This is a genomic window from Streptosporangium sp. NPDC023963, from assembly GCF_040639135.1.
In the GTDB taxonomy this organism is placed as follows: domain Bacteria; phylum Actinomycetota; class Actinomycetes; order Streptosporangiales; family Streptosporangiaceae; genus Streptosporangium.
This window is the reverse complement of the sequence record NZ_JBEZZK010000010.1, coordinates 24,548-50,576: the sequence shown is the minus strand read 5'-3', so window position 1 is coordinate 50,576 and position 26,029 is coordinate 24,548. Positions and strand designations below refer to the sequence as shown.

Annotated in this window: 24 protein-coding genes; 12 read left to right on the top strand and 12 right to left on the bottom strand. The window is 71.0% G+C overall.

The genetic code is table 11. The features are described 5' to 3' along the window. The first annotated feature begins 148 nt into the window (after positions 1-148). From wecB to AB0F88_RS27045, 5 genes are all read left to right on the top strand, one after another. Positions 149-1,318, top strand: a complete 1,170-nt coding sequence (gene wecB, locus AB0F88_RS27065) for a UDP-N-acetylglucosamine 2-epimerase (non-hydrolyzing) (protein WP_362689746.1) — start codon at positions 149-151, stop codon at positions 1,316-1,318. 63 nt (positions 1,319-1,381) lie between these two features. Beyond that, positions 1,382-3,439 carry a glycosyltransferase gene (locus AB0F88_RS27060; RefSeq protein WP_362689743.1) on the top strand — a complete coding sequence of 686 codons (2,058 nt, stop codon included), beginning with the start codon at positions 1,382-1,384 and terminating at the stop codon, positions 3,437-3,439. Between the two features lie 900 nt (positions 3,440-4,339). Further along, the gene (locus AB0F88_RS27055; protein ID WP_362689740.1) at positions 4,340-4,888 is read left to right on the top strand and encodes a sigma-70 family RNA polymerase sigma factor; all 549 of its coding nucleotides are present in this window, start codon (positions 4,340-4,342) and stop codon (positions 4,886-4,888) included. Then, positions 4,888-5,775, top strand: coding sequence for a hypothetical protein (locus AB0F88_RS27050; protein WP_362689737.1), 888 nt, complete (start codon positions 4,888-4,890; stop codon positions 5,773-5,775). Before AB0F88_RS27055 ends, AB0F88_RS27050 begins: the two co-directional genes overlap by 1 nt. Before the next feature lie 176 nt (positions 5,776-5,951). After that, complete coding sequence (locus AB0F88_RS27045) at positions 5,952-6,845, top strand: aldo/keto reductase (RefSeq protein WP_362689734.1); 894 nt, start codon at positions 5,952-5,954, stop codon at positions 6,843-6,845. A gap of 21 nt (positions 6,846-6,866) precedes the next feature. Here AB0F88_RS27045 and AB0F88_RS27040 read toward each other — a convergent pair whose 3' ends face one another. From AB0F88_RS27040 to AB0F88_RS27030, 3 genes are all read right to left on the bottom strand, one after another. Next, entirely contained in the window at positions 6,867-7,457 is a 591-nt protein-coding gene (locus tag AB0F88_RS27040; RefSeq protein WP_362689731.1) for a dihydrofolate reductase family protein, read from the bottom strand. A gap of 91 nt (positions 7,458-7,548) precedes the next feature. Then, positions 7,549-8,283, bottom strand: coding sequence for an SRPBCC domain-containing protein (locus AB0F88_RS27035; protein WP_362689729.1), 735 nt, complete (start codon positions 8,281-8,283; stop codon positions 7,549-7,551). Beyond that, positions 8,280-8,867: a helix-turn-helix domain-containing protein gene (locus tag AB0F88_RS27030; protein ID WP_362689726.1), complete on the bottom strand. Its 588-nt coding sequence runs from the start codon at positions 8,865-8,867 to the stop codon at positions 8,280-8,282. The genes AB0F88_RS27035 and AB0F88_RS27030 overlap by 4 nt, the downstream gene beginning before the upstream one ends. A 176-nt stretch (positions 8,868-9,043) precedes the next feature. Here AB0F88_RS27030 and AB0F88_RS27025 point away from each other — a divergent pair, with 176 nt between their 5' ends. Next, positions 9,044-9,700: an RNA polymerase sigma factor gene (locus tag AB0F88_RS27025; protein ID WP_362689723.1), complete on the top strand. Its 657-nt coding sequence runs from the start codon at positions 9,044-9,046 to the stop codon at positions 9,698-9,700. 116 nt (positions 9,701-9,816) lie between these two features. Then, positions 9,817-10,353, top strand: a complete 537-nt coding sequence (locus tag AB0F88_RS27020; RefSeq protein WP_362689720.1) for a hypothetical protein — start codon at positions 9,817-9,819, stop codon at positions 10,351-10,353. A 255-nt stretch (positions 10,354-10,608) separates the two neighbouring features. Here the strand turns inward: AB0F88_RS27020 and AB0F88_RS27015 are convergent, their stop codons facing one another. The 3 genes from AB0F88_RS27015 to AB0F88_RS27005 all read right to left on the bottom strand — a co-directional run bounded on the left by AB0F88_RS27015 (position 10,609) and on the right by AB0F88_RS27005 (position 13,055). Then, complete coding sequence (locus tag AB0F88_RS27015; protein WP_362689717.1) at positions 10,609-10,881, bottom strand: GlsB/YeaQ/YmgE family stress response membrane protein; 273 nt, start codon at positions 10,879-10,881, stop codon at positions 10,609-10,611. A gap of 260 nt (positions 10,882-11,141) precedes the next feature. Beyond that, positions 11,142-12,722 (bottom strand): SPFH domain-containing protein, encoded by a 1,581-nt coding sequence (locus AB0F88_RS27010; protein WP_362689714.1) that lies wholly within the window; start codon positions 12,720-12,722, stop codon positions 11,142-11,144. 132 nt (positions 12,723-12,854) lie between these two features. Next, entirely contained in the window at positions 12,855-13,055 is a 201-nt protein-coding gene (locus AB0F88_RS27005; protein ID WP_362689711.1) for a hypothetical protein, read from the bottom strand. Positions 13,056-13,557: 502 nt separating this feature from the next. On the opposite strand from AB0F88_RS27005, the gene AB0F88_RS27000 reads away from it, so the two are divergent. Continuing rightward, a complete protein-coding gene (locus tag AB0F88_RS27000) occupies positions 13,558-15,600 on the top strand; it encodes an FAD/NAD(P)-binding protein (protein WP_362689708.1) in 2,043 nt (680 codons plus the stop codon). 171 nt (positions 15,601-15,771) lie between these two features. Here AB0F88_RS27000 and AB0F88_RS26995 read toward each other — a convergent pair whose 3' ends face one another. After that, the gene (locus AB0F88_RS26995; protein WP_362689705.1) at positions 15,772-16,800 is read right to left on the bottom strand and encodes an acyltransferase family protein; all 1,029 of its coding nucleotides are present in this window, start codon (positions 16,798-16,800) and stop codon (positions 15,772-15,774) included. A 156-nt stretch (positions 16,801-16,956) separates the two neighbouring features. After that, on the bottom strand, positions 16,957-17,763 hold the full coding sequence (locus AB0F88_RS26990; protein ID WP_362689702.1) for an SDR family NAD(P)-dependent oxidoreductase: 807 nt from the start codon (positions 17,761-17,763) through the stop codon (positions 16,957-16,959). Positions 17,764-17,922: 159 nt separating this feature from the next. On the opposite strand from AB0F88_RS26990, the gene AB0F88_RS26985 reads away from it, so the two are divergent. The 4 genes from AB0F88_RS26985 to AB0F88_RS26970 all read left to right on the top strand — a co-directional run bounded on the left by AB0F88_RS26985 (position 17,923) and on the right by AB0F88_RS26970 (position 21,814). After that, entirely contained in the window at positions 17,923-20,439 is a 2,517-nt protein-coding gene (locus AB0F88_RS26985) for a nitrate- and nitrite sensing domain-containing protein (RefSeq protein ID WP_362689699.1), read from the top strand. Beyond that, positions 20,436-20,843, top strand: coding sequence for a roadblock/LC7 domain-containing protein (locus AB0F88_RS26980; RefSeq protein ID WP_362689696.1), 408 nt, complete (start codon positions 20,436-20,438; stop codon positions 20,841-20,843). Before AB0F88_RS26985 ends, AB0F88_RS26980 begins: the two co-directional genes overlap by 4 nt. A gap of 67 nt (positions 20,844-20,910) precedes the next feature. Then, entirely contained in the window at positions 20,911-21,258 is a 348-nt protein-coding gene (locus AB0F88_RS26975; RefSeq protein WP_362689693.1) for a DUF742 domain-containing protein, read from the top strand. Then, positions 21,239-21,814: an ATP/GTP-binding protein gene (locus AB0F88_RS26970; RefSeq protein ID WP_362689690.1), complete on the top strand. Its 576-nt coding sequence runs from the start codon at positions 21,239-21,241 to the stop codon at positions 21,812-21,814. The genes AB0F88_RS26975 and AB0F88_RS26970 overlap by 20 nt, the downstream gene beginning before the upstream one ends. Before the next feature lie 140 nt (positions 21,815-21,954). Here AB0F88_RS26970 and AB0F88_RS26965 read toward each other — a convergent pair whose 3' ends face one another. The 4 genes from AB0F88_RS26965 to AB0F88_RS26950 all read right to left on the bottom strand — a co-directional run bounded on the left by AB0F88_RS26965 (position 21,955) and on the right by AB0F88_RS26950 (position 25,931). Continuing rightward, positions 21,955-22,326, bottom strand: coding sequence for a DUF742 domain-containing protein (locus AB0F88_RS26965; RefSeq protein WP_362689686.1), 372 nt, complete (start codon positions 22,324-22,326; stop codon positions 21,955-21,957). Beyond that, positions 22,323-22,712 carry a roadblock/LC7 domain-containing protein gene (locus tag AB0F88_RS26960; RefSeq protein ID WP_344745811.1) on the bottom strand — a complete coding sequence of 130 codons (390 nt, stop codon included), beginning with the start codon at positions 22,710-22,712 and terminating at the stop codon, positions 22,323-22,325. Before AB0F88_RS26960 ends, AB0F88_RS26965 begins: the two co-directional genes overlap by 4 nt. 174 nt (positions 22,713-22,886) lie before the next feature. Then, the gene (locus AB0F88_RS26955) at positions 22,887-25,139 is read right to left on the bottom strand and encodes an ATP-binding protein (protein ID WP_362689681.1); all 2,253 of its coding nucleotides are present in this window, start codon (positions 25,137-25,139) and stop codon (positions 22,887-22,889) included. Positions 25,140-25,280: 141 nt separating this feature from the next. Beyond that, positions 25,281-25,931 carry a DUF998 domain-containing protein gene (locus AB0F88_RS26950; RefSeq protein WP_362689678.1) on the bottom strand — a complete coding sequence of 217 codons (651 nt, stop codon included), beginning with the start codon at positions 25,929-25,931 and terminating at the stop codon, positions 25,281-25,283. Positions 25,932-26,029 lie beyond the last annotated feature (98 nt).

The window sequence follows — 26,029 nt, the reverse complement described above, 5'->3', positions numbered from 1 at the left end:
GCCGGCACCGAGGATGTCGCCGGACCCGGGGGCTTCGCCGGAACCTTCGCTGGAACCGAGGGGGAGTCTGGCCTGTTGGCATCGGATACCACGCCGTGACCGTACCATAGGCAACGTTTGCCCCACTGCCGCATGAAAGGCGAGGTCAATGAGGGACTTTGCCCGTCCGGGCGCTGCTCAGGGCCCCGATAATCCCCTCGTCCTGCACGTGCTCGGCGCGCGTCCCAACTTCGTGAAGGCCGCGCCCGTGGTGCGCGCGCTCACCGAACTCGGGGTGCGACAGGGCATCGTCCACACCGGTCAGCACTACGACGCGCTCATGTCGGACGTGTTCTTCGCCGACCTCGGCCTCCCCGAGCCGATCGCCAACCTCGGCGTCGGTTCCGGCTCGCACGCCCGCCAGACGGCGGCGCTGCTGGTCGGTCTGGAGGACGTGGTGCTCGAGCACCGTCCCACGCTGGTCGTCGTCTACGGCGACGTGAACTCGACACTGGCCGCGATCCTCGTCTGCGCCAAGCTCCACGTGCCGACCGCGCACGTGGAGGCGGGCCTGCGTTCCTTCGACCGGGAGATGCCCGAGGAGGTGAACCGGGTCGTCACCGACGGCCTGTCCGACATCCTCTTCGCCACCTCGCCGGACGCGCTCTCCCACCTGGCCGCCGAGGGCGTCGACCCGGCCCGGGTGCACCTCGTCGGCAACCCGATGATCGACAGCCTGTTCTCCGCGCTCGACCACCTCGACCCGGCCCCGGTCCGTTCCCGGCTCGGCATCCCCGAGCGGTACGCGGTGGCCACCCTGCACCGTCCCGGCAACGTCGACGACCCGGCCTCCGCCAAGGAGCTGGTCGACGCCGTGCTGTCGGTGAGCGAGCGCCTCCCGGTCGTGGTGCCGCTGCACCCGCGTGGCCGGACCCGCCTGGCGGAGGCGGGACTGGTGAACGGGGAGAACCTCCTCATCGTCGACCCGCTGGGCTACGTGGACTTCCTGTCCCTGGTGCGGGGCGCGACGCTGGTCGTCACCGACTCCGGCGGCGTGCAGGAGGAGACGACCATGCTGGGCGTCCCCTGCCTCACGGTGCGGCCCAACACCGAGCGGCCGATCACCATCACGCACGGCACCAACCGGCTCGTCACCCCCGCGCAGCTGCCCGCCGCGGCCGACCGCGCGCTGGCGGACGGCGCGGCGACGCCGTCCGGCGAGCTGCCCCCGCTCTGGGACGGCAAGGCCGGCCCCCGGATCGCCCGGGTGATCGAGAGCTGGCTGCACGGCGGCAACCTCTCACCGGCCGGACAATCGGTATCGCCCAAATCCCTTTAAAACGACTATTTCGGTACGGCTATGGTCGTACGCTGGCACGACCCCTGACAAAGGCGATTCCCCATGAGCGATGAGACCCCAGAAGAGCCGAAGTTCCAGCGTCTCGGGCCGATCAACTGGCTGCCCGAGGAGCGCAAGGTCGTCGAGCGCCTCGAGGAGCGCGTCCAGGACCTGGAGCGGCGGCTCGCCATCGCCGAGGCGCGGGCCGACTACGCGCAGTGGAAGCTGGAGTCGACCAAGGTGCAGCGCCCCTACCGGGTGGCCGAGGCACTGACGGCGGCCAAGGGTCCTGGGGTCACCGCGCTGCCCGGCAAGCTGCGCTCCGCGTTGCAGGCCCGCAAGGGGCCCAAGCCGCCCCGCCCGGTGGCCGAGGTGGTCGAGGAGCTCAAGAACCAGGGGCCCGTGGTCGACGTGCCGCAGGTCAAGTGGCCGGCCGGTCCGATCGTCCGCCCCGACATGAAGGTCGCGGTCATCCTGGACGACTTCTCCCGGATGGCGTTCAAGTACGAGTGGGACCAGATCGAGTTCGGGCTGCGCGACTGGCCTGAGATCTTCGCCGAGCGCCGGCCGGAGCTGCTGTTCGTGGAGTCGGCCTGGCACGGCAACCAGGGCCGCTGGCGCTACCAGATGACCGGCACGAAGGCCCCCAAGCCCGAGTTGCTCGCCCTCATCGACTGGTGCCGCGCCGAGGGGATCCCCACGGTCTTCTGGAACAAGGAGGACCCGCCCAACTTCGACTTCTTCATCGACACGGCCAAGCTGTTCGACTACGTCTTCACCTGCGACGGCGACATGGTCCCCCGCTACCGCGAGGTGCTGGGCCACGATCGGGTCGACGTCCTGCAGTTCGCCGCGCAGCCCCGGGTGCACAACCCCATCCAGGACAAGCGCGGGCGCGTGAACGACGTGGTCTTCGCGGGCATGTACTTTCGGGACAAGCACCCCGAGCGCCGCGAGCAGATGGAGACCGTCCTCGCCCCGATCCGCGAGCTCGGGCTGCACATCTTCGCCCGCAACGGCACCGTGGACGAGAAGTACGCCTGGCCGAAGGAGTACGTCCCGCACATCGTGGGCGAGCTGCCGTACGACCAGATGCTGGCCGCGTACAAGATGTACAAGGTCTTCCTCAACGTGAACTCGGTGCTCGACTCGCCGACCATGTGCGCCCGCCGCGTCTTCGAGCTGTCGGCCTGCTCGACGTCGATGGTCTCCGGCTGGTCCCGGGCCATCGAGGAGACCTTCGGGTCGCTGATCCCAATCGCCCGTGACGAGCTGGAGTCGTACAACCAGGTCCTGCACCTGATCAACAGCCCGGAGCTGCGCGCCCGTCAGGGGCACCTGGCCATGCGCGAGGTCTTCGACAAGCACCTGTTCTCGCACCGCGTGGACCAGATCCTCGGGATCCTCGGCAAGCCGGTGCAGCAGCGGACCCGGTCGATCTCGGTGGTCCTGCCCACCAACCGCGCCTCCCAGATCGAGCACGCGATCTCCTCGGTGGCCCGGCAGATCCACCGGCCCGTCCAGCTCGTCATGGTCCTGCACGGCCTCGACATCGACCCCGTCGTCGTCGCCGACAAGGCCCGGATGGCCGGGATCACCGACGTGGTGGTCCTGCCCGCCGACGAGTCGCTGTCGCTGGGCGCCTGCCTCAACATGGGCATCGCCGCCGCCGAGGGCGAGCTGATCGCCAAGATGGACGACGACAACCTGTACGGCGAGCACTACCTGTCGGACCTGGCCCGCTCCTTCGACTACTCCGACGCCGAGCTGGTGGGCAAGGGCGCGCACTACGCCTACTTCGAGGGCAGCAACACCACGATGCTGCGCCTGCCCGGGCTGGAGCACCGGTACGCCTTCCTGGTGCAGGGCGGCACCTTCCTCGGCAAGGCCGACATGTTCCGGCACTACGGGTTCGAGGACGTCACGCGCGGCGAGGACACCCGGCTGGTCCGCCGCCTCAAGGAGGACCGCGTCAAGATCTACTCCGCCGACCGGTTCAACTTCGTCTACTGGCGCAGCGGCGACAAGACCATGCACACCTGGCAGGCCGACGACATCAAGCTCACCCGCAACGCCCAGTTCTCCTTCGCCGGGCATCCCGAGGCGCACGTCATGATCTGATGTTGTGGAGCGGTTCCCGGAAGCGGGGACTCTTTCCCTGGGCTCGATACGACGGATGCCGTCCGGCCGCTCTGCCTGGTATTCATCGGCTGCTTGGCCGGTAGGGCGTGTTGGGGTGTGTTCGCGCTCCGGTGGGTGGGTGCTCCGGGCGGCCGTCGTTGGTGACCGTCCGGTGCGTCAGGCCTCCGGCCTGGCGGGCGCGCTGGTTACGGATTCTTACAAGCCGCCCGGAACACCCACCCACCTCCGCACACGACCGGCCTCTCCGTACCTCGTGCGGTCCGTAGTCGCTCTCTTACGGGCCGCCCAGTGTGCGCTGGGACGCTGAAGCAATCCGTACGGGGTCGTTCGGGGTTGTTCGCCGTAGCTGAAGCGCCGGTGCGGGAAGGAGCGCAGGGGGCGCTCGCCAGGGCTCGCTCGCCGTGGGTGGCTTATGGGGTTCTGTCGGGGAGTACGTCGCCCGCTGGCAAGTGGAACCAGACGGCGGTACCCGCCTCGGTGTCGTGGTGAACGCCCCATCCGGTGGCCATCGTTTCCCGCGGAACCGGATGTCGGCGTCACCGCACAGGAGGTCATCGCAGGCTGGCGGGCGACCGCTCGGATCGAGGCCGATCCCGCCCGCTACGCCCAGGCTCGTAAGGCCACGCGCGGCGACTTCGGGCCGGTGGGGGTTTCGGCGTGAGCCCGAAGCGCGGTGACCGGGTCATGGTCCTGGCAGGTCGTCACTGAGCCGAACTTCGGCTCCCCCCAAGGACGCCGGTCTCGGCTGTCGTCTCCTGCGTCGGCCGTGCCCCTCTCGGGCGAGCGGCGACGTTTTCACGATCCTCGGATTTCCGCTGTAACGACGTGGCGTATCCGGACATCTCCTCTGATGCAGACCCCCGGGGGAAGGACATCCGTGTGGCCCCGCCCGACTCGAAGCAGCAGTTCGAGGAGATCTACATGACCAACTACCAAACGGTGACGAGCTACGTACGGCGCCGGACCGATTCGCCCGACGACGCCGCCGACGCGATCGCCGAGACGTTCGCGACCGCCTGGCGCAGGGTCGGCGAGATCCCTCCGGCGGACGAGGCCAGGCTATGGTTGTACGGCGTGGCGCGGCGAGTGCTGGCGAACCAGCGCCGAGGGGAGAAGCGGCAGGGCGCGCTCGCCGTACGGCTGCGCGCGGAGCTGGCCGTGCTGGACGAGCCGACGGTGGAGCGGGACCCGGACGCGGTCCGCGCGGCGTTCGGGCGGCTGTCGCCCGACGACCGCGAGGTGTTGTCACTCGCCGGCTGGGAGGGGTTGAGCGCGACGGAGATCGCGGTCGTGCTCGGCTGCTCCCGGCCCTCCACACGGGTGCGGCTGCACCGGGCGCGCAAACGCCTGGCCAAGGAGCTCGCCTCAGCCGGTCTCGACCTGGCCCGGTACGGCTCGCGTGCCACGAAACTGATGGAGGCGAAGTGATGAGGCACCGGATCGACCGCATGGTCGCCGACATCGACCCCGGCCCCGGCCCGGGTCTGACCGCCGGGGCGCTGGAACTGCTCGACGAGCTGACGGCCACCCCCCGTGAGCCCGCCACCGTCACCCGGCGACTCTCCCGGGGACCGCTCCGCCCGCGCACGGCCGCCCTGCTGGTCACCGGGTCCGCCGCCGCCGTCGTGATGGTCGGCGGGCTGCTGCCGGGCGGTCTGGGCGTGACCCCCAGCCAGGCCGACGCGCTGGACATCGAGCGGCGGGGAGCCTTCTACGTCATCACCGTCAAGGACCTGTTCGCCGACCCGAAGCTGTACGAGGCCCAGCTCCGCGAGCGCGGCCTCGACATCCGGCTGCGGGTCGAACCGGTGCCTCCGGCCGTCGAGGGCGGCATCTTCACCTGGGACGCGGGGATGAACGGCCGGAGCATGGAGGAGATCGAGCGCAGCGAGGAACACGTCTCCGCGATCCGGGAGCCGGGAGCCTGCGCCGTCCAGTGGCAGTGCCCGATCGGGCTGAAGGTCCCCGTCGACTTCACCGGGTCGGCGACCGTGACGCTCGGGCGCAAGGCCAACCGGGGCGAGCGGTACACCGTACTGCGCCCGCTCCAGGAGGCCGGCGAGCCCCTGCACTGCGTGCCCTTCCTCGGCAGGTCCGTGGATCTCGTGCGCGGGCTGCTGCGGGAACGCGGGGTGACCGTGGGCACGTACTTCGACGGCAAGGACTTCCGCTCCTCGGTGCCCGGCACCTGGTACGTGCAGGAGGGCCACATGAGCGAGCCGGGCAAGGCCACCCTGTTCGCCACGCCCACGCTCAAGCGGCCCGAGGTGCCCGGCCCGAGCATGACCGGCGACCCCTGCCCGCGACCTTCCTGACCCCTCAGATGGAGTGGCCCTGACCCCTCAGACGGGCAGCGCGTTGTCGACCTCGCGAACAGGGGCCTCGAGGAGCCTTCGCGATCGCCTCTCTCCGAAGATGTCCGGATTCGTGAGGATCCGCACCCGCTGCTCGGCGTTCCTGGGCGGTTGGACGGTGCTGGCAGACTTCGTCCATGAAGTCGGAAAGCATCACGGCGGCGGTGGCGGGTACGTGGCAGCTCGGCGACCTGGTCGTCAACCGGATCGGATTCGGCGCGATGCGGCTGACGGCGAACGCCGACGGCACGCCGAGCGACCGTGACCGGGCGATCGGCGTGCTGCGCCGCGCGGTCGAGCTCGGGGTGAACCACATCGACACCGCCGCGTTCTACTTCTCGCCGCTGCGTTCCGCCAACGAGCTGATCAACCGGGCGCTGGCCCCGTACCCGGATGATCTGGTGATCACCACGAAGGTCGGGCCGGGCAAGGATCCTTCGGGGGCGTGGCTGCCCCTGGCCAGGCCGGAGCAGTTGCGCGGCCAGGTCGAGGAGAACCTCCGCCAGCTCGGCCGTGACCACCTCGACGTGGTGAACCTGCGCGTCCACGGCCCCGACTCGATCGCCGAGCGCTTCGGCGCGCTGGCCGAGCTGCGCGACGCCGGGCTCATCCGCCACCTGGGCATTTCCAACGTCAGGCCCAAGCACCTCGCCGAGGCCCTGGCCATCGCCCCGGTGGTCTGCGTGCAGAACAGGTACGGCATCGGGGCGAGCCCCGAGCGTCACGAGTTCCTGCGCGCCTGCGGCGAGCAGGGCATCGCGTTCGTGCCGTTCTTCGCGATCGCCGGGGACGGGCGCGAGACGGGCGCGAGCGGCACCGAGAACGACGAGGTCCTCGCCGTCGCGCGTGCCCACGGGGCGACGGCCGCGCAGGTCCGGCTGGCGTGGACACTGCGGCAAAGGCCGCACGTGCTGGCCATCCCGGGCACCGGCAACCCCGACCACCTGGTCGCCAACGTGGCCGCCGGTGCGCTGCGGCTCTCGCAGGACGAGGTCGCCCGCCTGGAGCGGGCGACCCCGGTCACCTTCTGATCACCGGGACGTCCCGGAGATTCAGCCGGCCGTCCGGTAGACGCACACGTTCACGCCCGCGGCGCTGGTGACCGTGGAGACCAGTTCGAGCGTGCGCAGGCCACCGTCGTCGGGGAAGATCGACTTTCCGCCGCCGAGCATCACCGGCATGACCGTGAGCCGGAGCTCGTCGGCCAGGCCCTCGCTCAGGAGGGTGCGGGCGAGGGTGGGGCTTCCCATGACCACCAGGTCGCCGCCGTCGGTCTCGCGCAGCTTCCGGATGTGGGCGACGGCCTCGTCACCGGGGATGCGGGTGGTGTTGTTCCACGTCAGCTCGTCGTCGCCCAGCGTCCGGGACACGACGTACTTCGGGATGGCGTTCATCCGGTCGGCGAACGGGTCGCCGGCTCGCCCGGGCCACGCCGCGGCCATGGTCTGCCACGTGCGGCGCCCGAACAGCAGCCCCTCGGCCCCGCTCATCGCGTCGTCGAAGGCACCGCCGACCACCTCCGGGTCGAAGAACGGGGCCGACCAGCCGCCGTGGGCGAAGCCGCCGTCGGTGTCCTCCTGGGGTCCGCCCGGCGCCTGCACGACGCCGTCGAGGCTCATGAACTCGATGATCACGATACGCATGGGATTCGCTCCTTGAGGGGGTGTATCGGAAGGGGGTGTATCGGTGAGGTATGGCACCACTGCTTTGGACAAGCCGGCCGGGAGTGGCCGGTCAGGCGAAGTTCTCGGCCATCCAGGCGTCCCACGCGGCCTGCTCGTCGCGGCCCGCGAATTTCTGGTGGCCGAGGACGAGGGCGTCGCCGCGGGCGGCGCCGGAGTAGATGAACCGGTACAGGCCCTCGTCCGTCCGGACGCCCAGGTTGACGGGCAGGTTCGCGTAGTAGACGACCCCGGTGGAGCCGTCGGGGAGCCGGACGTCGTCGCCCTCTTCGACGCCAGGCGTGACGCCCAGCGACTCCGTGACGATCTTCCAGACGGCTTCCGGGCCGCCCGCTCCGGGCCGGAAGGCCGCCGTGAGCGACGACGGGGTGCGGCCGGTGAAGTGGACGAGGTACTGCCGGAGGGTCTCCAGGTAGATGGGCCAGCCGGCCTTCATCGCCTCGAACTCGGTCTCCCAGTCGTCACCGAGCATGCCGTGCTGCACGAGCCGCAGCACGGTCGTGCCGCCGCCGCGCCCCTCGACGAGATACTCCATCGCCATGAATCGGCCGTCGGGAGCCTCCGCGCCGCGGGTCGCGAGGCGGGTGCCGGGCTCGTAGGCGGTGATCGTGGCCTGCTGGGTGTGGCCCATCACCGTGAGGTGGGCCGGGCTGCCGGCGGACGTGCCGAGCTCGGTGCGTCCCATGAACCAGGAGTCGACGCCCGGCCCGGTCGCGATCGCGTCCCAGACCTGCTCGGGGGTGGCGGCGAGCTCGATCTCCTGGCTCAGTTCGAACGGGTGCGTCATCGGGTTTCCTTCACGCTCGGGTGGACGGCGACGATGATCCGGTGGTCGCGGCCTTTCTCGGCGGACTCGTCGTGATACTTGGACACCAGGGCCGTGACCGCTCCGGCGAGCTCCTGGGCGAACGCGGCCCGGTCGGCGGCCGAGGCGAAGCGCACCTCACCGTCGATCGCGAAGGTCGCGACGCGCTTGCGCGCCTTGGCGGCGCCGGTGATGAGCGTCCCGACGTCGCGGACCAGCCGGGCCGCGACGGCGAGCAGCCAGCCCGCCGACAGCTGGTCGGGGGAACGTGCCGGGTCGGGCTCGACCGACGCCAGCGCGGTCGGGGAGATCACGTAGGAGGCCGCGGTCGCGCGCATGATGCGCTCGTTGACGTTGCCCTTGCGCCGCTCCTCGATCATCTCGACGAGCCCGTGCGCCTCCAGCGTCTTCAGGTGGTAGTTGACCTTCTGGCGAGGGAGGCCGACCTTGGCCGCCAGCATGGTCGCGGAGCCGGGCTCGCTCAGCTCGGCCAGCAGCCGGGCCCGGATGGGGTCCAGCGAGGCCTCGGCGGCGGCCGGGTCCTCGATCACGGCGATGTCCTGCATGACCACAGACTATGACCGACAAATTATGTTGTCAAGGAAGTCTTATTTTCCGGTGTCGCGGACCTGGCCGGCCGTCGGCCGGGGTCGTACGGGTGCCACGAGCGTCTGAAGATGATGTCCTGGAATTTCAGGAACCAGCGGGTTCGAGCGGACAGTACATGTGTGTGGAAACGACTATGCGTGCCCGGATACGCGCCGGGGATCCGGACTCCTTCAGCAAGCTGTTCGACGACCACGCACGCTCGGTCTACAACCACGCCTTCCGGCTGACCGGCGACTGGTCGGCCGCCGAGGACGTAGTGTCCCTGACCTTCCTCGAGGCGTGGCGGCTGCGGAGCAGGGTCGACACGGACGGCGGCTCGCTGCGGCCCTGGCTGCTGGGCGTCGCGACCAACGTGGCCCGCAACATCAGGCGTGCCGCCCGGCGGCACGCGGACGCATTGGCCAGATTGCCTCCGGGCGAGGCGACGCCGGACATCGCCGAGGAGGTCGCGGCCCGCGTCGACGACGGCGAGCTGCTGGCCTCGGTGCGGACGGCCCTGGACGCGCTGCGCAGGCCCGAGCGGGAGGTGCTCGCACTGTGCGTGTGGGCCGGGCTCGGGTACACCGAGGCTGCGGAGGCTCTCGGCGTGCCGGTGGGCACGGTCCGCTCCCGGCTCTCGCGGGCGCGGAAGAGGCTGCGGAAGGTCGCCACGGGCGCGGTCGTGAATACGGGCGCGGACGCGGTCACAACGGCGGCGGTGGGAGAAGACCGGGAACCGCGAGGGCGGTCCGGACAGGTAGAAGGTGACCGCGAGAACGCGGTCCGGTTCGTTCGGGAGAAAACCCTGTGAATACCGCCAAGCCCCGGCCCGATCGCGATCAGATCGAGGAACTGGCCCGGTTGCTGCCGCTCCCGGTGGAGCGGGACCTTCCGGCGGGCCGTCACCGACCGCTCAAGGAGTTCTTGATGAGCGAGATACGCCAGGACGCCCGGCCCGCCACGCCGAAGTGGCGGCTACCGCGCCCTGCCCTCCTGACCTTGGCGCTGGCCGCCGCCGCGGCGATCGCCGCCCCGCTCGCCCTCGGCGGCGGCGCGGCCTATGCCATCTCCAAGAATGACGACGGCACCATCTTCGTCACCATCAACGAGGCCAGGGAGCCCAAGAGCCTGCAGGCGGATCTGCGGGCCATGGGGCTCAACGCGGTGGTGGACTACATCCCCAGGGGCAAGAGGTGCAGCCCGCAGCCCCGCAGCCGGAGCTTCCTGGCCAGGGAGGAGGTTCCCCTCCTGGTCTGGCCGGGACCGGAGGCCCAGGAGTCCGGCTTCACGATCGACCCCAGGGCCGTCGGAGACGGCCAGGTCGCGGTGCTGGAGTTCAGCGTCTCCGGGCAGCCGCACCTGACGGTCGCGGGCATCTGGGCGCGCGTTTCCGACGGACCCGTGGCCGACTGCGAGCTGGTCGACAGCACCGAGGCCCCCCTCGGTCCGTCCACGGGCGGCTGACCACCCCTTCCGCGGGTGTGCGGACCCCGGCCCACCGGTGGGCCCGGAGAGAGACCGCGCGTGCCGGGCTTCCGGAGTCGCGCGTCCGGGTGACCGGGTGACCGTCCGGCCGGGGGCGCGTCCGAGGGCGGTACGGAGAACGACGACGGCCCCGCCCCGGAAGGATCCGGGGCGGGGCCATCGCAGGTGCCAGGGGTGGTGGTCTCCGGATTTCCTCGGGTCTCCCCGCGGAAACCGGCCACCCCGGGTCACGGACTAGCGGACGCCTCGCCTGCCGTACAGGCTCACCGCCAGGATGACGCCGACTGCGGCCAGGGCGATCTGGATGATCAGCTCGATCCAGTCGATACCGGTCGTAGCGGAGACCCCCAGGGCTCCGGCGATCACGGTGCCGATGAGTGCGGCGACGATACCGATCACGATGGTCAGCCAGATCGGGATGCCCTGCTTGCCGGGCACGACGAGCCGACCCAGGGCACCAATGATGGCGCCGATAACAATGGCGGTAATGATGCCGGTGACTGTCATGTTCCACGCTCCCTGTCTGCTCAGCTGCCAGGCGTATGCCCTGGAAAAAAGGAACAACACATAACGGGGTGCCCCGAATTAGTGGCCGCTGGTCACGAGTCCGTCGCGCGGCGGTCTCAGGCCGGTCCTGACCCGCGACCGTACTCGGGGGAAACCCGGTCCCGCCTGCCCCGGAAGCCCCACCGCCCCCATCCGCTCCCCAGGGGATCCGCCGGAGAAATCCGCCGGAGAAATCTGGAGGAGACGGCGAGGACAGAGGGTCAGGGGGCGAAGGTGGCAGGTTTTTCTGGGGGTGCGGCTCCTCTTTCCGAGGGTGTGGTCCCGCCGGTTCCACCGGGGGTGGCCGCGCCGGAAGCGGGGGTGGCGGGGACGGCTTTGACGGGGGCGGGAGTGTCCGGGGTGGCCGCGGGGGTGACGGTGTTCAGGAGGGAGCGGGCGAGCCCGAGGCCGGCGCCGCCGAGGGTGAGGGCCTTGGCGAGCATCTCCTCGACGCCCTGGGCGCCGTTGAGGACGACCATGTGGTCGACGTTGCCGAAGGCCTTCGCGCCCGCCTCGACGATCTGGGGCCACTTCTCGGCGAGCTGCTGGGCGATGACCGCCTCCTGGTTCTCGGCGAGGGCCTCGGCGCGGGCCCGGATCGCGTCGGCGGCCGCCAGGCCCTTCGCCCTGGCGGCGTCGGCCTCCGCGAGCCCCTGCGCCTTGGAGGCGTCGGCGGCGGCCAGGCCGCGGGCCCTGGCGGACTCCGCCTCGCCGAAGCCGGTGACCTTCGTCGCCTCGGCGGTGGCGATACCGCGCAGCCGCACGGACTCCGCCTCGGCCGCGGCGGCCTGTTTGACCTGCGACGCCTGCGCGGCGGCGCGGAGCTCGGTCTCGCGCGCCTCGGCCTCGGCCTGGGCGATGCGGGCGTCGCGCTCGGCCCGGGAGACCGTCACGGTCTCGTACGCCCTGGCGTCCGCGGGTTTGCGGACCTGGGCCTGGAGCCGCTGCTCGGCCAGCGCGGCCTCGAGCTCGGCCGCGCGGGTCTCCTGGACGACGACCTCCTGCCGGGCGGACGCCTCGGAGAGCGGCCCCGCCTGGCGGGACCTGGCCTGGGCCTCGTCGATCTCGGCCTGGTAGACGGCCTGCTTGATCTGCGAGTCGCGCCACGCCGCGGCCTTGTTGGCGGCGGCGATCTGCTCGGCCTGGGTGGCCTCCTGGTCACGCTGGGCCTCGGCGATGCGGGCCGCGGCGGCGATGCTGGCGGCGTGCGGCTTGCCGAGGTTGGTGATGTAGCCCGTCCCGTCCTCGATCTCCTGGATCTGCAGGGAGTCGACGATCAGACCGAGTCTGATCATCTCGTCGGCGGCCGAGGCCCGGGTCTCGCCGGTCAGCCGCTCGCGGTTGAGGATGAGGTCCTCGACGGTGAGGTTGCCGATGATCGAGCGCAGGTGACCGGTGAACAGTTCGTGGATGGCGCCGTTCATCGAGTCCTGCTGGTCCAGGAAGCGCCGGGCGGAGTTGGCGATCGAGTGCAGGTCGTCGCCGACCTTGTAGATCACGACGCCTCGTACGACCACCGGGATGCCCTGCTGGGTGACGCAGGAGACCTGAAGGTTGGCGGCGCGGCTGTCCAGGCGCAGGCGGCGCGCGGTCTGGAAACCGGGGAGCACGGAGGTGCCCTTGCCGGTGACGATCCTGAACCCGAGGCTGTCGGCGTCCGTGGAGTTACCCCGGGCGCCGAGACCGGAGATGATCAGCGCCTCGTTGGGCTCCGCCACCCGCCAGACGGTCTTGAACAGCAGGATCATGATGAGAAGGGCGACAAGGGCTACGCCCCCTATGACGAGGTACTCCATGGGCATCTCGGCCTCCGCGGTGTGGGGGAGAGCAGGGGAGAGTGGGGGAGAACAAGGGAGATCGGGTTCGAGGGAGCGGGGGTTGGAGGGCTCAGGGGCGCCGGGGTGAAAGGAAGCCGGGGGCGGGTCGCGAAGGGGTCAGGGGAGCGCGCGGGCGACGTAGATGGTGCGCGGCGGGAAGAACTCGACGACCACGACGATCGAGGACGGGGCGATCTCCTCGTCCGGGACCGTCGGATGGGCGTAGAACGCCTCGACGCCCCCGCGAACCGCCACCATCACCTCCCCGACCAGGCCCGGGCCGATCCTTCCGGTGACTCTTCCCTGCTTACCGATCACGCGATACTCCCCGCGACATCCGTCAAAAGGGAAAAAGCGAATGCGAACGCCGCCCCCGGCATGCCGCGCCTCACCGCCCGGCGACACGGAGGCGCCGGATCCATCACGAATCCCCTGGTTTGATTTTATACGGGTAACGAGCCGAGTGGCCATAACGTTCCGGATTATCCGGTAATCCGGATGGCGCGTCTTCCCCGTCCCGCGGAATCACCGGGAAGCGGCATCGGAAGGGCGCGGAGCAGCGGGAACGCGGTGGGGCCGGCCCGAGGGTGGCGTGGGGCGCGTACCGGGCCACTCTCGGCGCGGACGGCTTTTCCCGGATCGGATAAGCCCAGGCGACACCGAAGCCGCATCACCCCCTCTCCCCCTTTAATTCCCAGCCACCATGACATGACTCTCATGTAGGAGATGTCACGACAGCGCGTTAATGGCCCGGGTAAAAACTTCCCGAAAACGCAGCGAGGCGGCCCCGCCGATCCATTCACATCGTGAGGATCGCCCCATGACCGATCCTCACGAGATCAATCCCCGTAAGGCCCTGGAACTCGGCATGGACCGTCCCATCTCCCGTCGAGACTTCTTCGATGGGGTGATCGCGGCCACCGGGATCGCGGCGGCGTGCTCGCTGACCGGGGCCGGCGGTGGGAACGACACTCCTCCCGCACCCCTGGAGAATCTGGAGCTTTCACCTGACATGTCCTATCCGCCGTCCCTCACGGGACTGCGCGGCGACACCGCGGAGGCGCTCAGCGTGCCCCACGCCCTCCGCGACCAGCGGTTCTGGCCGTACGCGGGCACGCCGGAGCCCACCGGCGAGCACTACGACCTGGTCGTGGTCGGCGCGGGGATCAGCGGCCTCAGCGCGGCCCACCGGTGGCTGGAGCGCGACCCCGCCGCGCGGATCCTGATCCTCGACAACCACGACGACATCGGCGGGCACGCCCTGCGCAACGAGTTCCGTCCGGCGGCCAGGAAGGGGCCGCTGGTCGCGTACGGCGGCTCGCGGTCGATGGAGCGCCCGTCGGCGTGGACCCCCGAGGGCAGGGATCTGCTCGCCAAGCTGGGCATCCACCCCGAGAGGCTCGGTGAACCCGCCGGCCGGGGACTGTACGCGAGCCTGGGGATGCACGAGGGCGTCTTCTGCGACCGGGAGGCGTTCCCCGCCGGGAACGCGGAGAAGCTCGTCGTGCTCACGCCCGGCGAGAGCGCCGCCCGGTGGATCGCCGAGCTGCCCGTCGCGGAGCGGGCGAGAAAGGACCTGCTCCTGCTGTACGGCGATCCGCCCGACTGGTTCCCCGGCCTGTCCGCCGAGGAGAAACAGGAGCGGCTGGCCCGGCTGACCTACACGGGTTTCCTCAGGGACGTCTGCGGGGTCCATCCGGACGTGCTGGCGTTCGTCAGGACCATGCCGAGCGACGAGTGGGCCTACGGCTCCGACGCCTTCGGCGCGATCGACGCCTGGGGCGGCGCCGACGAGCACCGGTACCCGGGGTTCCAGGGGCTCGGGCTCGACAGGTCCAAGCCGTCCAGGTACAACTCCCCGACCGTGATCAAGGAGTGGGACGCGGGCGAACCTCGCGCCTGCCGCTTCCCCGAGGGCAACCAGGCGATCGTCCGGATGATGGCCGCCCGGATGATCCCCGGTTTCGCCACCGCCGCCGGCGTGGACGACATCACCACCGCGAGCTTCGACTACGGCGTGCTCGACCGGCCGGGCAACCGGGTCCGGGTGCGCCTGTCCAGCCCGGTGGTCTCGGCCGCCAACGACGGCCTCCCCGGCGCGGCCCCCGACACGGCCGACACGGCCACCGGCGCCACGGTCGGTTACTTCGACGGCGAGCGGGTGCGGACCGTACGGGCGGGAAGCGTGATCCTGGCCTGCTGGAACTCGATGATCCCCTACCTGGTCGGCGACCTCCCGCCCGCGCAACGGGCGGCGCTGCGGCGGTCGGTCAAGGTGCCCCTGCTGTACGCGACGGTCCAGCTCCGCGACTGGCGGGCCTGGCGGGAACTGGGGATCAGGCGCGCCCGGTTCACCGGCGCCCGCTGGTGCGTGGCCGAGCTCGACGACCCGGCCGACCTCGGCGGCTACCGGTCCCCGAGGAGCCCCGAGGAGCCGATCGCCGTGCACATGGTCAGCACCCCCGTCACCCCCGGCGTGTCACCCGCGCACGGCTCGGTCGCCGGACGGTACGCCCTGATCCAGACGCCGTACGAGCACCTGGAGTACAGCATCCGCGACCAGCTCACCCGGCTGCTCGGCCCGGGGGGCTTCGACGCGGCCCGCGACATCGAGGCGATCACGGTCAACCGGTGGGGACACGGCTACGCGCCCGAGTACGCCACCCCGTGGGACCTCGACTTCTACCCCGACGGGCATCCCCCGGCGGCCGTCGCCCGCAGGCCGCACGGCCGGATCGCGATCGCCAACTCCGACTCCGTTCCCGCCGCCCGCGCCGACGCGGCCGTCACCGCCGCCTATCGCGCGGTCGCGGAGCTCCAGAGCCGGCCGCCGCGCCCCTCCGGCGGGCCGATCCGGATCTGACCGATCCCGAAGCCGGCCGCCACCCCCCTGGCGGACCGCTCCCGTTCCGGCCGCCACCCCCCTGGCGGACCGCCCGGCCCGGTTCGCGCAGCCCGGTTCTCTCAGCCCGGTTCTCTCAGCCCGGTTCTCTCAGCCCGGTTCTCTCAGCCCGGTTCTCTCAGCCCGGTTCTCTCAGCCCGGTTTTCTCAGCCTGGTGAAGGCCCAGCTCATACCGGGCTCGACGGCCCAGCGGGTGACGCGCCGCACCGGCGCCGTGCACAGCAGGGCGGCGAGCCCGACCCCGAAGAGCGCCACGGCCGCCACCCCCGGCGCGGTGTGGGACCAGTCGCCGTAGAACCGCTCGGCGACCTTCACCACCAGGCCGTGGAGAAGGTAGGCGTACATGGTCGCCATGCCGAGCCCGGAGTACCAGGTGCGCCGGGACGGGGTGATCGCCAGGAACGCGGCGACGAGCAGCGTCCCGGCGGCCAGCATGCCCAGGCGGATCAGGCTGCCGGTGAGGTCGTCCACCCCGATCACGTCGTTGGCGTGCCGCCAGCGGATCCACTCGGTCTTCACGGAGGTGTGCACGGCGAGCGCCAGGGCCGCGCCGGCGACCAGGGTGACCGCGCCCGCGACCCGGACCCACCGCCTCCTGAGCCACTCGAAGTGCTCGGGCCGCAGCATGAGCCCGAGCACGTAGAACGGGAGCAGGCCGAGGGTGCGGTTCATCGACAGCTCGTCGGGGAGCCTGCTCATCCCCGACAGCAGCGACAGCCCGACCGCGACCAGCAGCGGCCACCGCAGCTGCTGCCAGACCGGTGTGGACAGCCGCCACAGGAACAGCGACATCAGGAACCAGGTCAGGTAGTACGGGTCGAGGAGGCTGATGTCGAGCTTGCCGTACAGGAGGAGGCGGGGCAGTGAGTAGACCAACTCGAAGATCACGTACGGGACGGCGAGGGTGCTGATCAGCTTGCGCGCCTTGCCCGACGAGAAGGTGAAGTTCCGCGACAGGTAGCCGCTGAGCACGATGAACAGCGGCATGTGGAACGTGTACACGAAGAAGTAGGCGGCGTGCGCGACCGGGACGTCCCGCAGGTCCTCGACCAGGTGGCCCGACACGACCAGGGTGATCGCCAGGAACTTGGCGTTGTCGAAGAACGGGTCCCTGCCCGCGGCGGCCGGGAGGACGACCCGAAGCGGGGTTGCGACGCTCACAGCCCCGGACGGTAACCGGAGCCGCCCAACACCGGGCGAACGGCCGGTGACACGCGGGGAAATCCCCGCCGCGAACCGTGGCGCCGGGCGCCCGCGGACATCTGCGCGTGTCCGCGGGCGCCCGGCGCCGGCGTCGTCACCGCGCCGCGCGGACGGTCACGCGACGGCGGCGGCGCTGGCGTCCCAGAGGGCGCGGGCCAGCGCGGGGTCGCTCATCCCCCGGGGAACGGCCGCGGGGGCGCTCCTGGCGAAGTAGCGGCCCGGGTGGGCGGCGCCGTCCGGGTGGGTGGCGAGGTGGACCAGGGTGCTCGCGCCCTCCTCGACGGTCTGGCCCATGCCGGGAACGTTCTTCACCATCCACATCATGAACGTCGACGGGGCGAACTCGGTCTTGATCACCCCGGGATGGAAGCAGGTCGCGGTCACCCCGGTGTCCTGGAGGCGCCGGGCCAGCTCCACCGTGAACAGGGCGTTCGCCTGCTTGGAGTCCCCGTACTGGAGCCAGCCGCTCCAGCGCCGCCGCTCGCGGTCGAGGTCGGACGGGTCCAGGCGCCCGGTCTTGCCGGCGCGGGAGGTGGTGGTGATCACTCGCCCCGCGACCCGTTCGAGCAGCAGGTTCGTCAGCAGGAAGGGGGCCAGGTGGTTGACCTGGATCATCGTCTCGTGGCCGTCGCGCGTGAGCGTGCGCTCGGTCGTCATGACGCCCGCGTTGTTGACGAGGATGTCGATCCGCTCGTAGCGGGACAGCAGTTCCGCCGCCAACCTTCGCACATCATCCAAAAGGGTGTAATCGCAGGTAAACGTATCCGGAAGTACCCCGGAGACCGCCTTCACCCTTTCCGCCACCCGTGCCGTCTTGTCGGGATTACGGCCGACCAGAACTACCTTCTGTCCGCGCCTCGCGAGCTCCACCGAGGCGGCTTCGCCAATTCCGGCACTAGCCCCGGTAATCACACTAATCATCAGATCCTCCACTGCGCAAAAACCTTATTCGGTGCTAGTCTCCTGTGCGATCTTCGGAGGCGTATCCATCCCTAAACCGGCACGAGCCTCCACACGCTCAGGGGTTGGGAACGAGTGGACATGAGCTCTAGAAACCGCTCGATTCGGTTCAAGATTTTCTTGCTGTTGCTCCTGCCGCTGCTGTCGCTGAGCGCGCTGTGGGGCTTCGTGCTCAACCTGACCGTCGGCGACGGGATCGCCCTGCTGAAGGCGAACGCCCTCTACCAGACGGTGGGCGTCACCTCCACTGAGCTGGGCCTTCAGCTCCAGGCCGAGCGGACGCAGTCGTCGGTGGCGATCAGTTCCCGGGTCCTCACGAGCGGGATGGGCGACCAGCGGGCCCGCACCGACCGCGCGGTCGAGGAGTTCAGGAAAGCCGCCGTCAGCGACGATTCCGGCAGCCCGGAACTGAGCAACTCGCTGGACGAACTGATCCGCCAGCTCGACAAGCTCCCGAGCGTCCGCTCGGGCGTCGACAGCGGGCAGCACTCGCGGCTGGGCGTGCTGTCGAACTACAACCAGATCCTCGACGCGGTCTTCCTGGTGTACGACCAGATGGCCGCGGTGCCCGATCTCTCGATCTTCCAGCAGGCCGCGGCCATGCAGGGGATGGGCAACGCCCACGAGATGATCGCCAGGGAGAACGCGCTGATCAGCGGGGCGCTGATCGACTACCGGCTGTCCGAGGCGGAGCGCAAGGCCTTCGGCGAGTACGTCGCCACCCGGCGCTTCCTGCACGCCCGCGGCGCCGCCTCGCTGGATCCCGAGCTGGGCGCGCAGTACCGCGACACCTTCGCCTCCGCCGCCTTCGGGAAGTTCACCGACCTGGAGAAGGCCGTCGCCGGGTCGACCGGCGGCCGGCTGGCCCCCGAGGCGAGCACGTGGAAGACGACCACGAACGCGATCTCGACCTGGCTCGACCAGGTCAACCTCGCCGCCTCCAAGAAACTGGCGGACCGGGCCCAGGACGTCGCCACCGGCGTCATGGTCCGGATCCTGATCGCCGGCGGCGTCGGCCTGATCGCGGTGGTCGCGTCGATCATCATCTCGGTCCGCTTCGGCCGCCGCCTGGCCACCGAGCTGGCCGGGCTCCGCTCGGCCGCCCTGGACCTGGCGGACGTACGGCTCCCCCGCGTCGTGGAACGCCTGCGGCGCGGCGAGGACGTCGACGTGCGTGCCGAGGCGCCGCCGATCCAGGCGGGCGGCTCGACCGAGGTGCACGACGTGGCCCACGCGTTCGGCTCGGTGCAGCGCACCGCCGTGGAGGCCGCCGTCGGCCAGGCCAACCTGCGGCGCGGCGTCAGCCAGGTCTTCGTGAACCTGGCCCGGCGCAAGCAGAGCCTGCTGCACCGCCAGCTCACCCTGCTCGACAGCATGCAGCGCCGGGCGACCGACCCCGACAGCCTCGAGGACCTGTTCCGGCTGGACCACCTGACCACCCGCATGCGGCGGCACGCCGAGGGCCTGATCATCCTGTCCGGCGCGGCGCCCGGCCGGACGTGGCGCAAGCCGGTTCCGGTGGTCGACGTGCTGCGGGCCGCGATCGCCGAGGTCGAGGACTACACCCGGGTCAGCGTGGTGCCGGTGCCCGACGTCTCCCTCGACGGGGCCGCGGTCGCCGACATCACCCACCTGGTGGCCGAGCTGATCGAGAACGCCACGATCTTCTCGCCGCCGCAGACCGCGGTGACCGTGCGCGGCGACGTGGTGGCCAACGGGTTCGCCGTCGAGGTCGAGGACCGCGGCCTGGGCCTGAGCACCGAGGAGTACACGGCGATCAACGAGCGGCTGGCCAGCCCGCCGGAGTTCGACCTGGCCGACAGCGACCGGCTCGGCCTGTTCGTGGTGGGCCAGCTCGCCTCCCGGCACGGCATCCAGGTCATCCTGCGCGGCTCGCCGTTCGGCGGCACCACGGCCATCGTCCTCATCCCCCGCTCGGTGATGGCCCAGCAGGACTCGCCGCTCGCCCTCACCGCGGAGCGGACGTCCTTCACCGCCGAGCGCGGCGCCGTGCGCCAGAAGGAAACGTTCGAGACCACCCCGCCGGGCGCGCTCGCCCCTCCGGCCAACGGCAACGGTCTCCCGCGCAGGACGAGGCAGGCCTCCCCGGCCCAGCCCGGCCACCCTCTCCAGCAGGCCCAGCCGGACCAGCCCGCCGCCGCCCCGTCCCTCAGCGTGGTGACCGACCTGCCCGCCCGTACCCCGTCCCCGGACCAGGCGGGGCAGCCGCCCGCGGGCTGGGACACGGGCTGGGGCGCGGCGGCGCGCGAGGCTCCTCCCGGCGCGCCCTCCCCGGCACCGCCGCAGGGATCGCCCCAGGAGCCTCGTGAGACCCACGAGACGCCTCGCGACGCCCAGGCTCGGGACAAGGGCGGCAACGGCGGCCCGACGCGCCAGAGGGCCGTACAGCCCCCCACGGGGCCGGGCGGTCTGCCTCGCCGGGTCCGGCAGGCGAACCTGGCGCCTCAGCTCCGCCAGGAGTCCGAGCCGGAGCCGAGGGCGGAACCGAGCGAGGAGCGTTCGCCGGACGAGGTCCGCGCGCTGTTCTCCGCCTTCCAGGCGGGGGCGCGACGCGGGCGCGAGGAACAGGACAATGACTTCGCGCACCATACGACAGGCGACAAGGGGGACAAGTGACCGGAAAATTGACCAACACCGGCGAGCTGAACTGGCTCCTCGACGACCTGACCACCAGGGTGGGCGCGGTACGCCAGGCGGTGATCCTTTCCACCGACGGGCTGGCCGTCGGATTCTCGAAGGGACTCCTGCGCGAGGACGCCGAACATCTGTCCGCGGTCGCCGCCGGATTCCAGAGCCTGGCGCGCGGGGCGGGACGCCACTTCGGCGGTGGCGAGGTGCGCCAGACCATCGTGGAGATGGAGTCGGCGTTCCTGTTCGTCACCGCCGCGGGACAGGGAACCTGCCTGGCCGTGCTGAGCAGTGCCGACGCCGACGTCGGCCACATCGCGTACGAGATGGCGATGCTGGTCAAGCGGGTCGGCCAGCACATCTCCACCAATCCGCGCCAGGGTCTCTCGTGATCGAGGGAACGGGGGGCCGCGTCGTCGACGGACCGTTAGATCCCCGTGCCCGGTGCCGGAGGTCTGGATGACGAACTGGATGGACGAGGAGGCCGGACCGGTCGTCCGGCCGTACGCGCTCATCGGGGGTCGCACCCGCTCCTCCGGTGACAAGCTGGACCTGGTCGCGATGGTCACCTCGACTCGCGGCGCTCCGTCCGGGGGGTTCGTCCCAGGCCCCGAACAGGAACGCATCCTCGCCATGGTCACCACTCCGACCTCGGTCGCCGACGTCGCCTCGGACCTCAACCTGCCGCTCGGCGTGGTCAGGGTCCTTCTCGGCGACCTGCAGGACCACAAGCTCATCTCGATCGGGCGCGCCTCCGCGAGCGAGCGCATTCTCAAGGAAGTGATCAATGGACTTCGGGCCCTCTGACGAACCCGTCGCCCTCAAGATTCTCATCGCGGGTGGCTTCGGGGTGGGCAAGACCACGCTGGTGGGCGCCATCAGCGAGATCCGGCCGCTCCGCACCGAGGAGGTCCTCTCCGACCGCGGTATCGGCATCGACGACGTCGACGGCGTCGAGGGCAAGACCACCACCACGGTCGCGATGGACTTCGGCCGCATCACGATCAGGGAGGGCCTGGTCGTCTACCTGTTCGGCACGCCGGGCCAGGAGCGGTTCTGGTTCATGTGGGACGAGCTGTCCTACGGCGCGCTGGGCGCGGTGGTGCTCGCCGACACCCGGCGGCTCACCGACTGCTTCCCCTCGATCGACTACTTCGAGCAGCGCGGCACGCCGTTCATCGTGGCCGTCAACTGCTTCGACGGTGCCGAGCAGCACGAGGCGGAGGACGTACGCGTCGCCCTGGACCTCGACATGGACGTTCCGGTGCTGCTCTGCGACGTGCGACGCCGCGTCTCGGCGAAGACGGTGCTCGTGACGCTGGTGGAGCACTCCCTGAGGGTGCTGACGGCCAGCCAGAGCTGAGAGCCGGAGGAGCGGGCCGGGGGTACTCCCGGCCCCCGTCCGGGCCGGACACCGGCTCGGACGCTACGGCGGGGAGGCCGGCGCGCCGGGTCGCGGGGCGGCTCGGGCGCTACGGCGTCACAGCGGGGTCGCAGGAGGCCTCACAGCGCCCGCAGGCCGCTGATCAGCTCCTTCAGGAGGCTCTCTGCGGGCATGGAGGCGGCGGGAAGCGGCGACCGCACCTGGATCAGGCCCTGGTCCAGCAGGTCGCCCAGGAGAACCTTGATCACGCCGACCGGCAGTCCCGCGTCCGAGGCGATCTCCACGATCGGGCGTGCCCGCCTGACCAGGTTGAGCAGCCGCCGGTGCTCGGAGCCCAGGTTCGCCCCGGGGCCGACCGGCGCTCCGGTCGCCACCGCCATCGCGAGCAGGTCGAACGAGGACGACGACGCCCGGGTACGCCCGCCGGTCATCGCGTAGGGGCGGACAACGGGACCGGCCTCCTCGTCGACCCACTCGACGTCGTCTTTCATTGGCCGGCCACCCGGGGTCCGGTGGCCAGGTGCTGGCCGACGCGGGTGACCAGGCGGGCCATCTCGTAGGCGATCAGGCCCACGTCGGCGGCACCGGTGGTCATGACCGACAGACAGCTTCCCTGACCGGCGGAGGTGACGAAGAGGAACGCGGAGTCCATCTCCACCATCGTCTGGCGTACGGCACCGCCGCCGAACTGCAGGCTGGTGCCCTTGGCGAGACTCTGGAAGCCGGAGGCGACCGCGGACAGGTGCTCGGCGTCCTCCTTGCTCAGCCCTCGGGACGAGGCCATCATCAGCCCGTCGTTGGACAGGATCAGCGCGTGCGAGACGTCCGCCACACTCGTGACGAAGTCATCCAGCAGCCAATACAGCTCACCCGGCACGTGGTTAAACCCCTTCCCCTCTGATGATCTCGCTGGTCGCCGGCCCCCGCCGGCTCGGTGAATCCGTTCCCGCGAATCCGCTCCCACGGGTGTCGCCGGGCCGCGCGCACGGCCGCGGGCCGGGGCGCGGCGAACCCGGTCCCGGAGATCCTCCGCGGCGCTCACGGTCCCGGCTCATCGCTTGGCACCGCCGTCCTCGTCGTCGCCGCGCCCGCGCCGCCACCCGGACTGCAGGGCGCTCATCAGCGCCCTCGCCTCCTCGGGCGAGCGTCCCTCGACCCCGGCCTCGGGCGAGCGGGACTCCTGGGCCTGGCGCGGCGGCGGCATGTTCGCCTGGGACGGCGGCATGTTCGCCTGCCGCACCCGGCGGGGCAGGCCGTCCCCGCCGCGCCGCAGCGGCTTCCACAGGTCCGCGGGGATCGGGACCTCACCGGAGTCGCCCGGCCGGTCCGCCCGCTCCACGACGGTCTCCGCCCGCCGCTCCGCGGACTCGGGCCGCACGCTGATGACGGTGAGCACCGGCGGCTCCATCGGCTGCTCGACGGGCTCGGGGTCTCCGAGCAGTTTCTCGGGAATGAGGACGACCACCCCGGTACCGCCGTACGGCGAGGCGCGCAGCACCACCTCGACCCCGTACCTGGCGGCCAGCAGCCCGACCACGGCGAAGCCGAGCCGGTCGGTCTCGGCCGGGTCGAACTCCGGCGGGCTGGCCAGGCGCTCGTTGATCGCGGCGCGCTTGTCGTCGGTCAGCCCGAGTCCCCTGTCCTCGATCTCGACCGCGAAGCCCCGCCCGACGAGCTCGCCCCGGACCGAGACCTGGCTGCCCGGCGGGGAGAAGACGGTGGCGTTCTCCAGGATCTCGGCGAACAGGTGCATCATGTCGGCGACGGCGTTGCCGACCAGGGTGGTGCCGCCCGTCGGGTAGATCCGCACCCGGGCGTAGTCCTCGACCTGGGCCGCGGCACCGCGCAGCACGTCCTCCATCGGCACCGACGAGCGCCACTTGCGGCCCGCCGCCCCGCCGGACAGGATCACCAGGCCCTCGGCGTGGCGGCGCATGCGGGTGGTGAGGTGGTCGAGCTTGAAGAGGTTCTCCAGCGCCGCGGGATCCTCCGCCTGCTTCTGCATGCCGTCGAGCATCTTGAGCTGGCGCTGCAGCAGCGACTGGCTGCGGCGGGCGAGGTTGCGGAAGGCCTGGGAGACGCCCTCGCGCAGCCTGGCCTGCTCCACGGCGGCGTCGACGGCGCTGCGCTGGACGCTGTTGAAGGCGTCGGCGACGTCGTGGATCTCGGCCGTGCTGCCCGACGGCCTGAGCGCGGGCGCCTCGGCCGCCACGTCCACCGCGTCGCCGCGGCGCAGCTTCTCCATGACCCTCGGGAGCCGCGCCTGCGCGAGGTCGGCGGCGGCCCGCCGCACGGCGGCGAGCTCCTTGGTGATCCCGCTGCCGACCCGGTAGGAGACCAGCAGCGACGCGACGACCGCGATGAGACCGAGCACGCCGATCACACCGGCGCGGACGAAGACGCTGATGGCCGCGGGCGCGGCCTGATCGATGAGCGCGGGGGCGACCGCCGTCAGGGACCGCTGGTAGACGGCGTCCAGCGCGTCGCCGGCGGCGCGCCAGTCGGTGGACCGCACCTCGGCGCCGGTCAGGAGGTGGTTCTCCAGGGTGATGAAGCGGGCGTACGTCGAGGAGGCGATCATGTCCGAGAAGGGGGCGCGCAGCGTGGGATCCAGCTCGGGGAGCGCCTGTTCCATGAGGAAGATCCGGTTGGCGGAGAGCCGGGTGAACAGCCGCATCTCGCTCGGCGTCATCGCGCTCCTGAGCGCCAGCGAGCCCGCGGCGAGTGCCCGCTCGCGGCTGAGCAGGTCCATGGCGTGGTTGATCGTCGTGATGGCGCGCGACTGGCGGTAGAGCGAGAGGTCGTTGCTGAGGCTCAGGGTGTTGAAGAGCCGGCGCAGGGCGTCCGGCAGCCGGGCGAACTCCTCGGAGAGGCCCACCGGGCCGATCCGCCCGGAGTCGACCCTGGCGCGGATCGCGTCGAGCGCGCCCACCTGCCGCATCAGCTCGTCGTGGTGCGTCCTCATCTCCTCGGTCATCGCCGCCTGCGCCGCGTCCCCGGTCGTCTGCTGGCGCAGCCGGGCACGGGCCTGGTCGGTGACCGAGCGCTGCCCCACGAGGGTCTCGCGGTCCGCGTCCGAGCGGGTGGCCAGGTACTCGGCCGACAGGATGTGCTCGCGCTGGACCGCGGTGCCCAGGTCTCCCGCGGGCTTGGCGACGGTGTCGTACAGCGTGCCGACGGAGAGCAGGCTCATCGAGTCGCCGACCGTCACGACCGTCGCGAAACCCCACAGTGCGACCAGTGAGGCGAGCGGGATGACCAGCAGCACCGAGACCTTGAAGCGGATGGACCTGCTCGCTGCCATGTCACCTCAACGGCTCGCTCTCGGAGCGCCGGGGGGAGCCCCGGACGATCTCTAGATCGCCGACGAGAATAGCACTGGCGGCTCCTGTTATTTGTAGCCTATTTGTGACATGTCATGAAAGAGTTTTCAAAAGTGAGTCCGTCAGCCGAGAGCGGCGCGTGATGCGGGTGCGGTTCCCCGCGTCCAGGTCAGTCGCGCGAGCCTGGCGGCCAGCACTCCGACCAGCGCGACCTCGGTGCCGAGCAGGGTCCACTCGACGAGACCGGCGAGCACCCCGTCCCCGGGAAGCGTCGCGTAGGTGAGCGCCAGCAGCCCGAAACCCCCGGCCAGCGTGAGCCACTCCAGCGGCCTGGCCACCGGCCGCCACCGCTCGTCCTCGCCGAACCGCGCCACCGTCAGGCCGCCCGCCGCGGGCACCGCGGCCAGCACGGCGAGCGACACGTAGCGATACGTCTGGGAGATCAGGTCCGTCCCCGTGCCGGGAAGAGCCGCGGGCACCACCGCGAGCACGATGAGCCCCACGCCCCAGGCCAGCATCAGCCGCTCGGCCAGGACCCCCACCGGCGCCCCCACGGCCCGCAGCCCGGCGACCACCGCGAAGGCCGCGATCCCCAGCGCCGCCATCGCGAACCCGGTGGCTCCGGTACGGTCCAGCGCGGCGTACTCACTGATCGTCAGATCGAGCGGGTTCGCGTAGGGAACCGGGTCGGCCTGTCCGGCGGCCGCGGCCGCGACGGCCACGACGAGGCCGGCACATGCGATCAGGGGGTAGAGCCTCTTCGACGCGAGCATGCGCTAAGACTGTCCGCCAGAGGATGTTTCAGACATCCGGCGGCACCCCTGATCCAACCCTGAGCCACCCCTGAGACGACCCGCCCCGGCGCGCGCCC

What these genes read in the sequence shown, in the direction of transcription:
- wecB (WP_362689746.1), top strand. Translation starts at nt 149, where the DNA reads ATGAGGGACTTTGCCCGTCCGGGCGCTGCTCAGGGCCCCGATAATCCC.
- AB0F88_RS27020 (WP_362689720.1), top strand. Translation starts at nt 9,817, where the DNA reads ATGAGCGAGATACGCCAGGACGCCCGGCCCGCCACGCCGAAGTGGCGG.
- AB0F88_RS26965 (WP_362689686.1), bottom strand. Translation starts at nt 22,326, where the DNA reads ATGAAAGACGACGTCGAGTGGGTCGACGAGGAGGCCGGTCCCGTTGTC.
- AB0F88_RS27025 (WP_362689723.1), top strand. Translation starts at nt 9,044, where the DNA reads ATGCGTGCCCGGATACGCGCCGGGGATCCGGACTCCTTCAGCAAGCTG.
- AB0F88_RS26950 (WP_362689678.1), bottom strand. Translation starts at nt 25,931, where the DNA reads ATGCTCGCGTCGAAGAGGCTCTACCCCCTGATCGCATGTGCCGGCCTC.
- AB0F88_RS26975 (WP_362689693.1), top strand. Translation starts at nt 20,911, where the DNA reads ATGACGAACTGGATGGACGAGGAGGCCGGACCGGTCGTCCGGCCGTAC.
- AB0F88_RS27015 (WP_362689717.1), bottom strand. Translation starts at nt 10,881, where the DNA reads ATGACAGTCACCGGCATCATTACCGCCATTGTTATCGGCGCCATCATT.
- AB0F88_RS27050 (WP_362689737.1), top strand. Translation starts at nt 4,888, where the DNA reads ATGAGGCACCGGATCGACCGCATGGTCGCCGACATCGACCCCGGCCCC.
- AB0F88_RS27045 (WP_362689734.1), top strand. Translation starts at nt 5,952, where the DNA reads ATGAAGTCGGAAAGCATCACGGCGGCGGTGGCGGGTACGTGGCAGCTC.
- AB0F88_RS26970 (WP_362689690.1), top strand. Translation starts at nt 21,239, where the DNA reads ATGGACTTCGGGCCCTCTGACGAACCCGTCGCCCTCAAGATTCTCATC.
- AB0F88_RS27040 (WP_362689731.1), bottom strand. Translation starts at nt 7,457, where the DNA reads ATGCGTATCGTGATCATCGAGTTCATGAGCCTCGACGGCGTCGTGCAG.
- AB0F88_RS27030 (WP_362689726.1), bottom strand. Translation starts at nt 8,867, where the DNA reads ATGCAGGACATCGCCGTGATCGAGGACCCGGCCGCCGCCGAGGCCTCG.
- AB0F88_RS27010 (WP_362689714.1), bottom strand. Translation starts at nt 12,722, where the DNA reads ATGCCCATGGAGTACCTCGTCATAGGGGGCGTAGCCCTTGTCGCCCTT.
- AB0F88_RS27035 (WP_362689729.1), bottom strand. Translation starts at nt 8,283, where the DNA reads ATGACGCACCCGTTCGAACTGAGCCAGGAGATCGAGCTCGCCGCCACC.
- AB0F88_RS27060 (WP_362689743.1), top strand. Translation starts at nt 1,382, where the DNA reads ATGAGCGATGAGACCCCAGAAGAGCCGAAGTTCCAGCGTCTCGGGCCG.
- AB0F88_RS26990 (WP_362689702.1), bottom strand. Translation starts at nt 17,763, where the DNA reads ATGATTAGTGTGATTACCGGGGCTAGTGCCGGAATTGGCGAAGCCGCC.
- AB0F88_RS26955 (WP_362689681.1), bottom strand. Translation starts at nt 25,139, where the DNA reads ATGGCAGCGAGCAGGTCCATCCGCTTCAAGGTCTCGGTGCTGCTGGTC.
- AB0F88_RS27000 (WP_362689708.1), top strand. Translation starts at nt 13,558, where the DNA reads ATGACCGATCCTCACGAGATCAATCCCCGTAAGGCCCTGGAACTCGGC.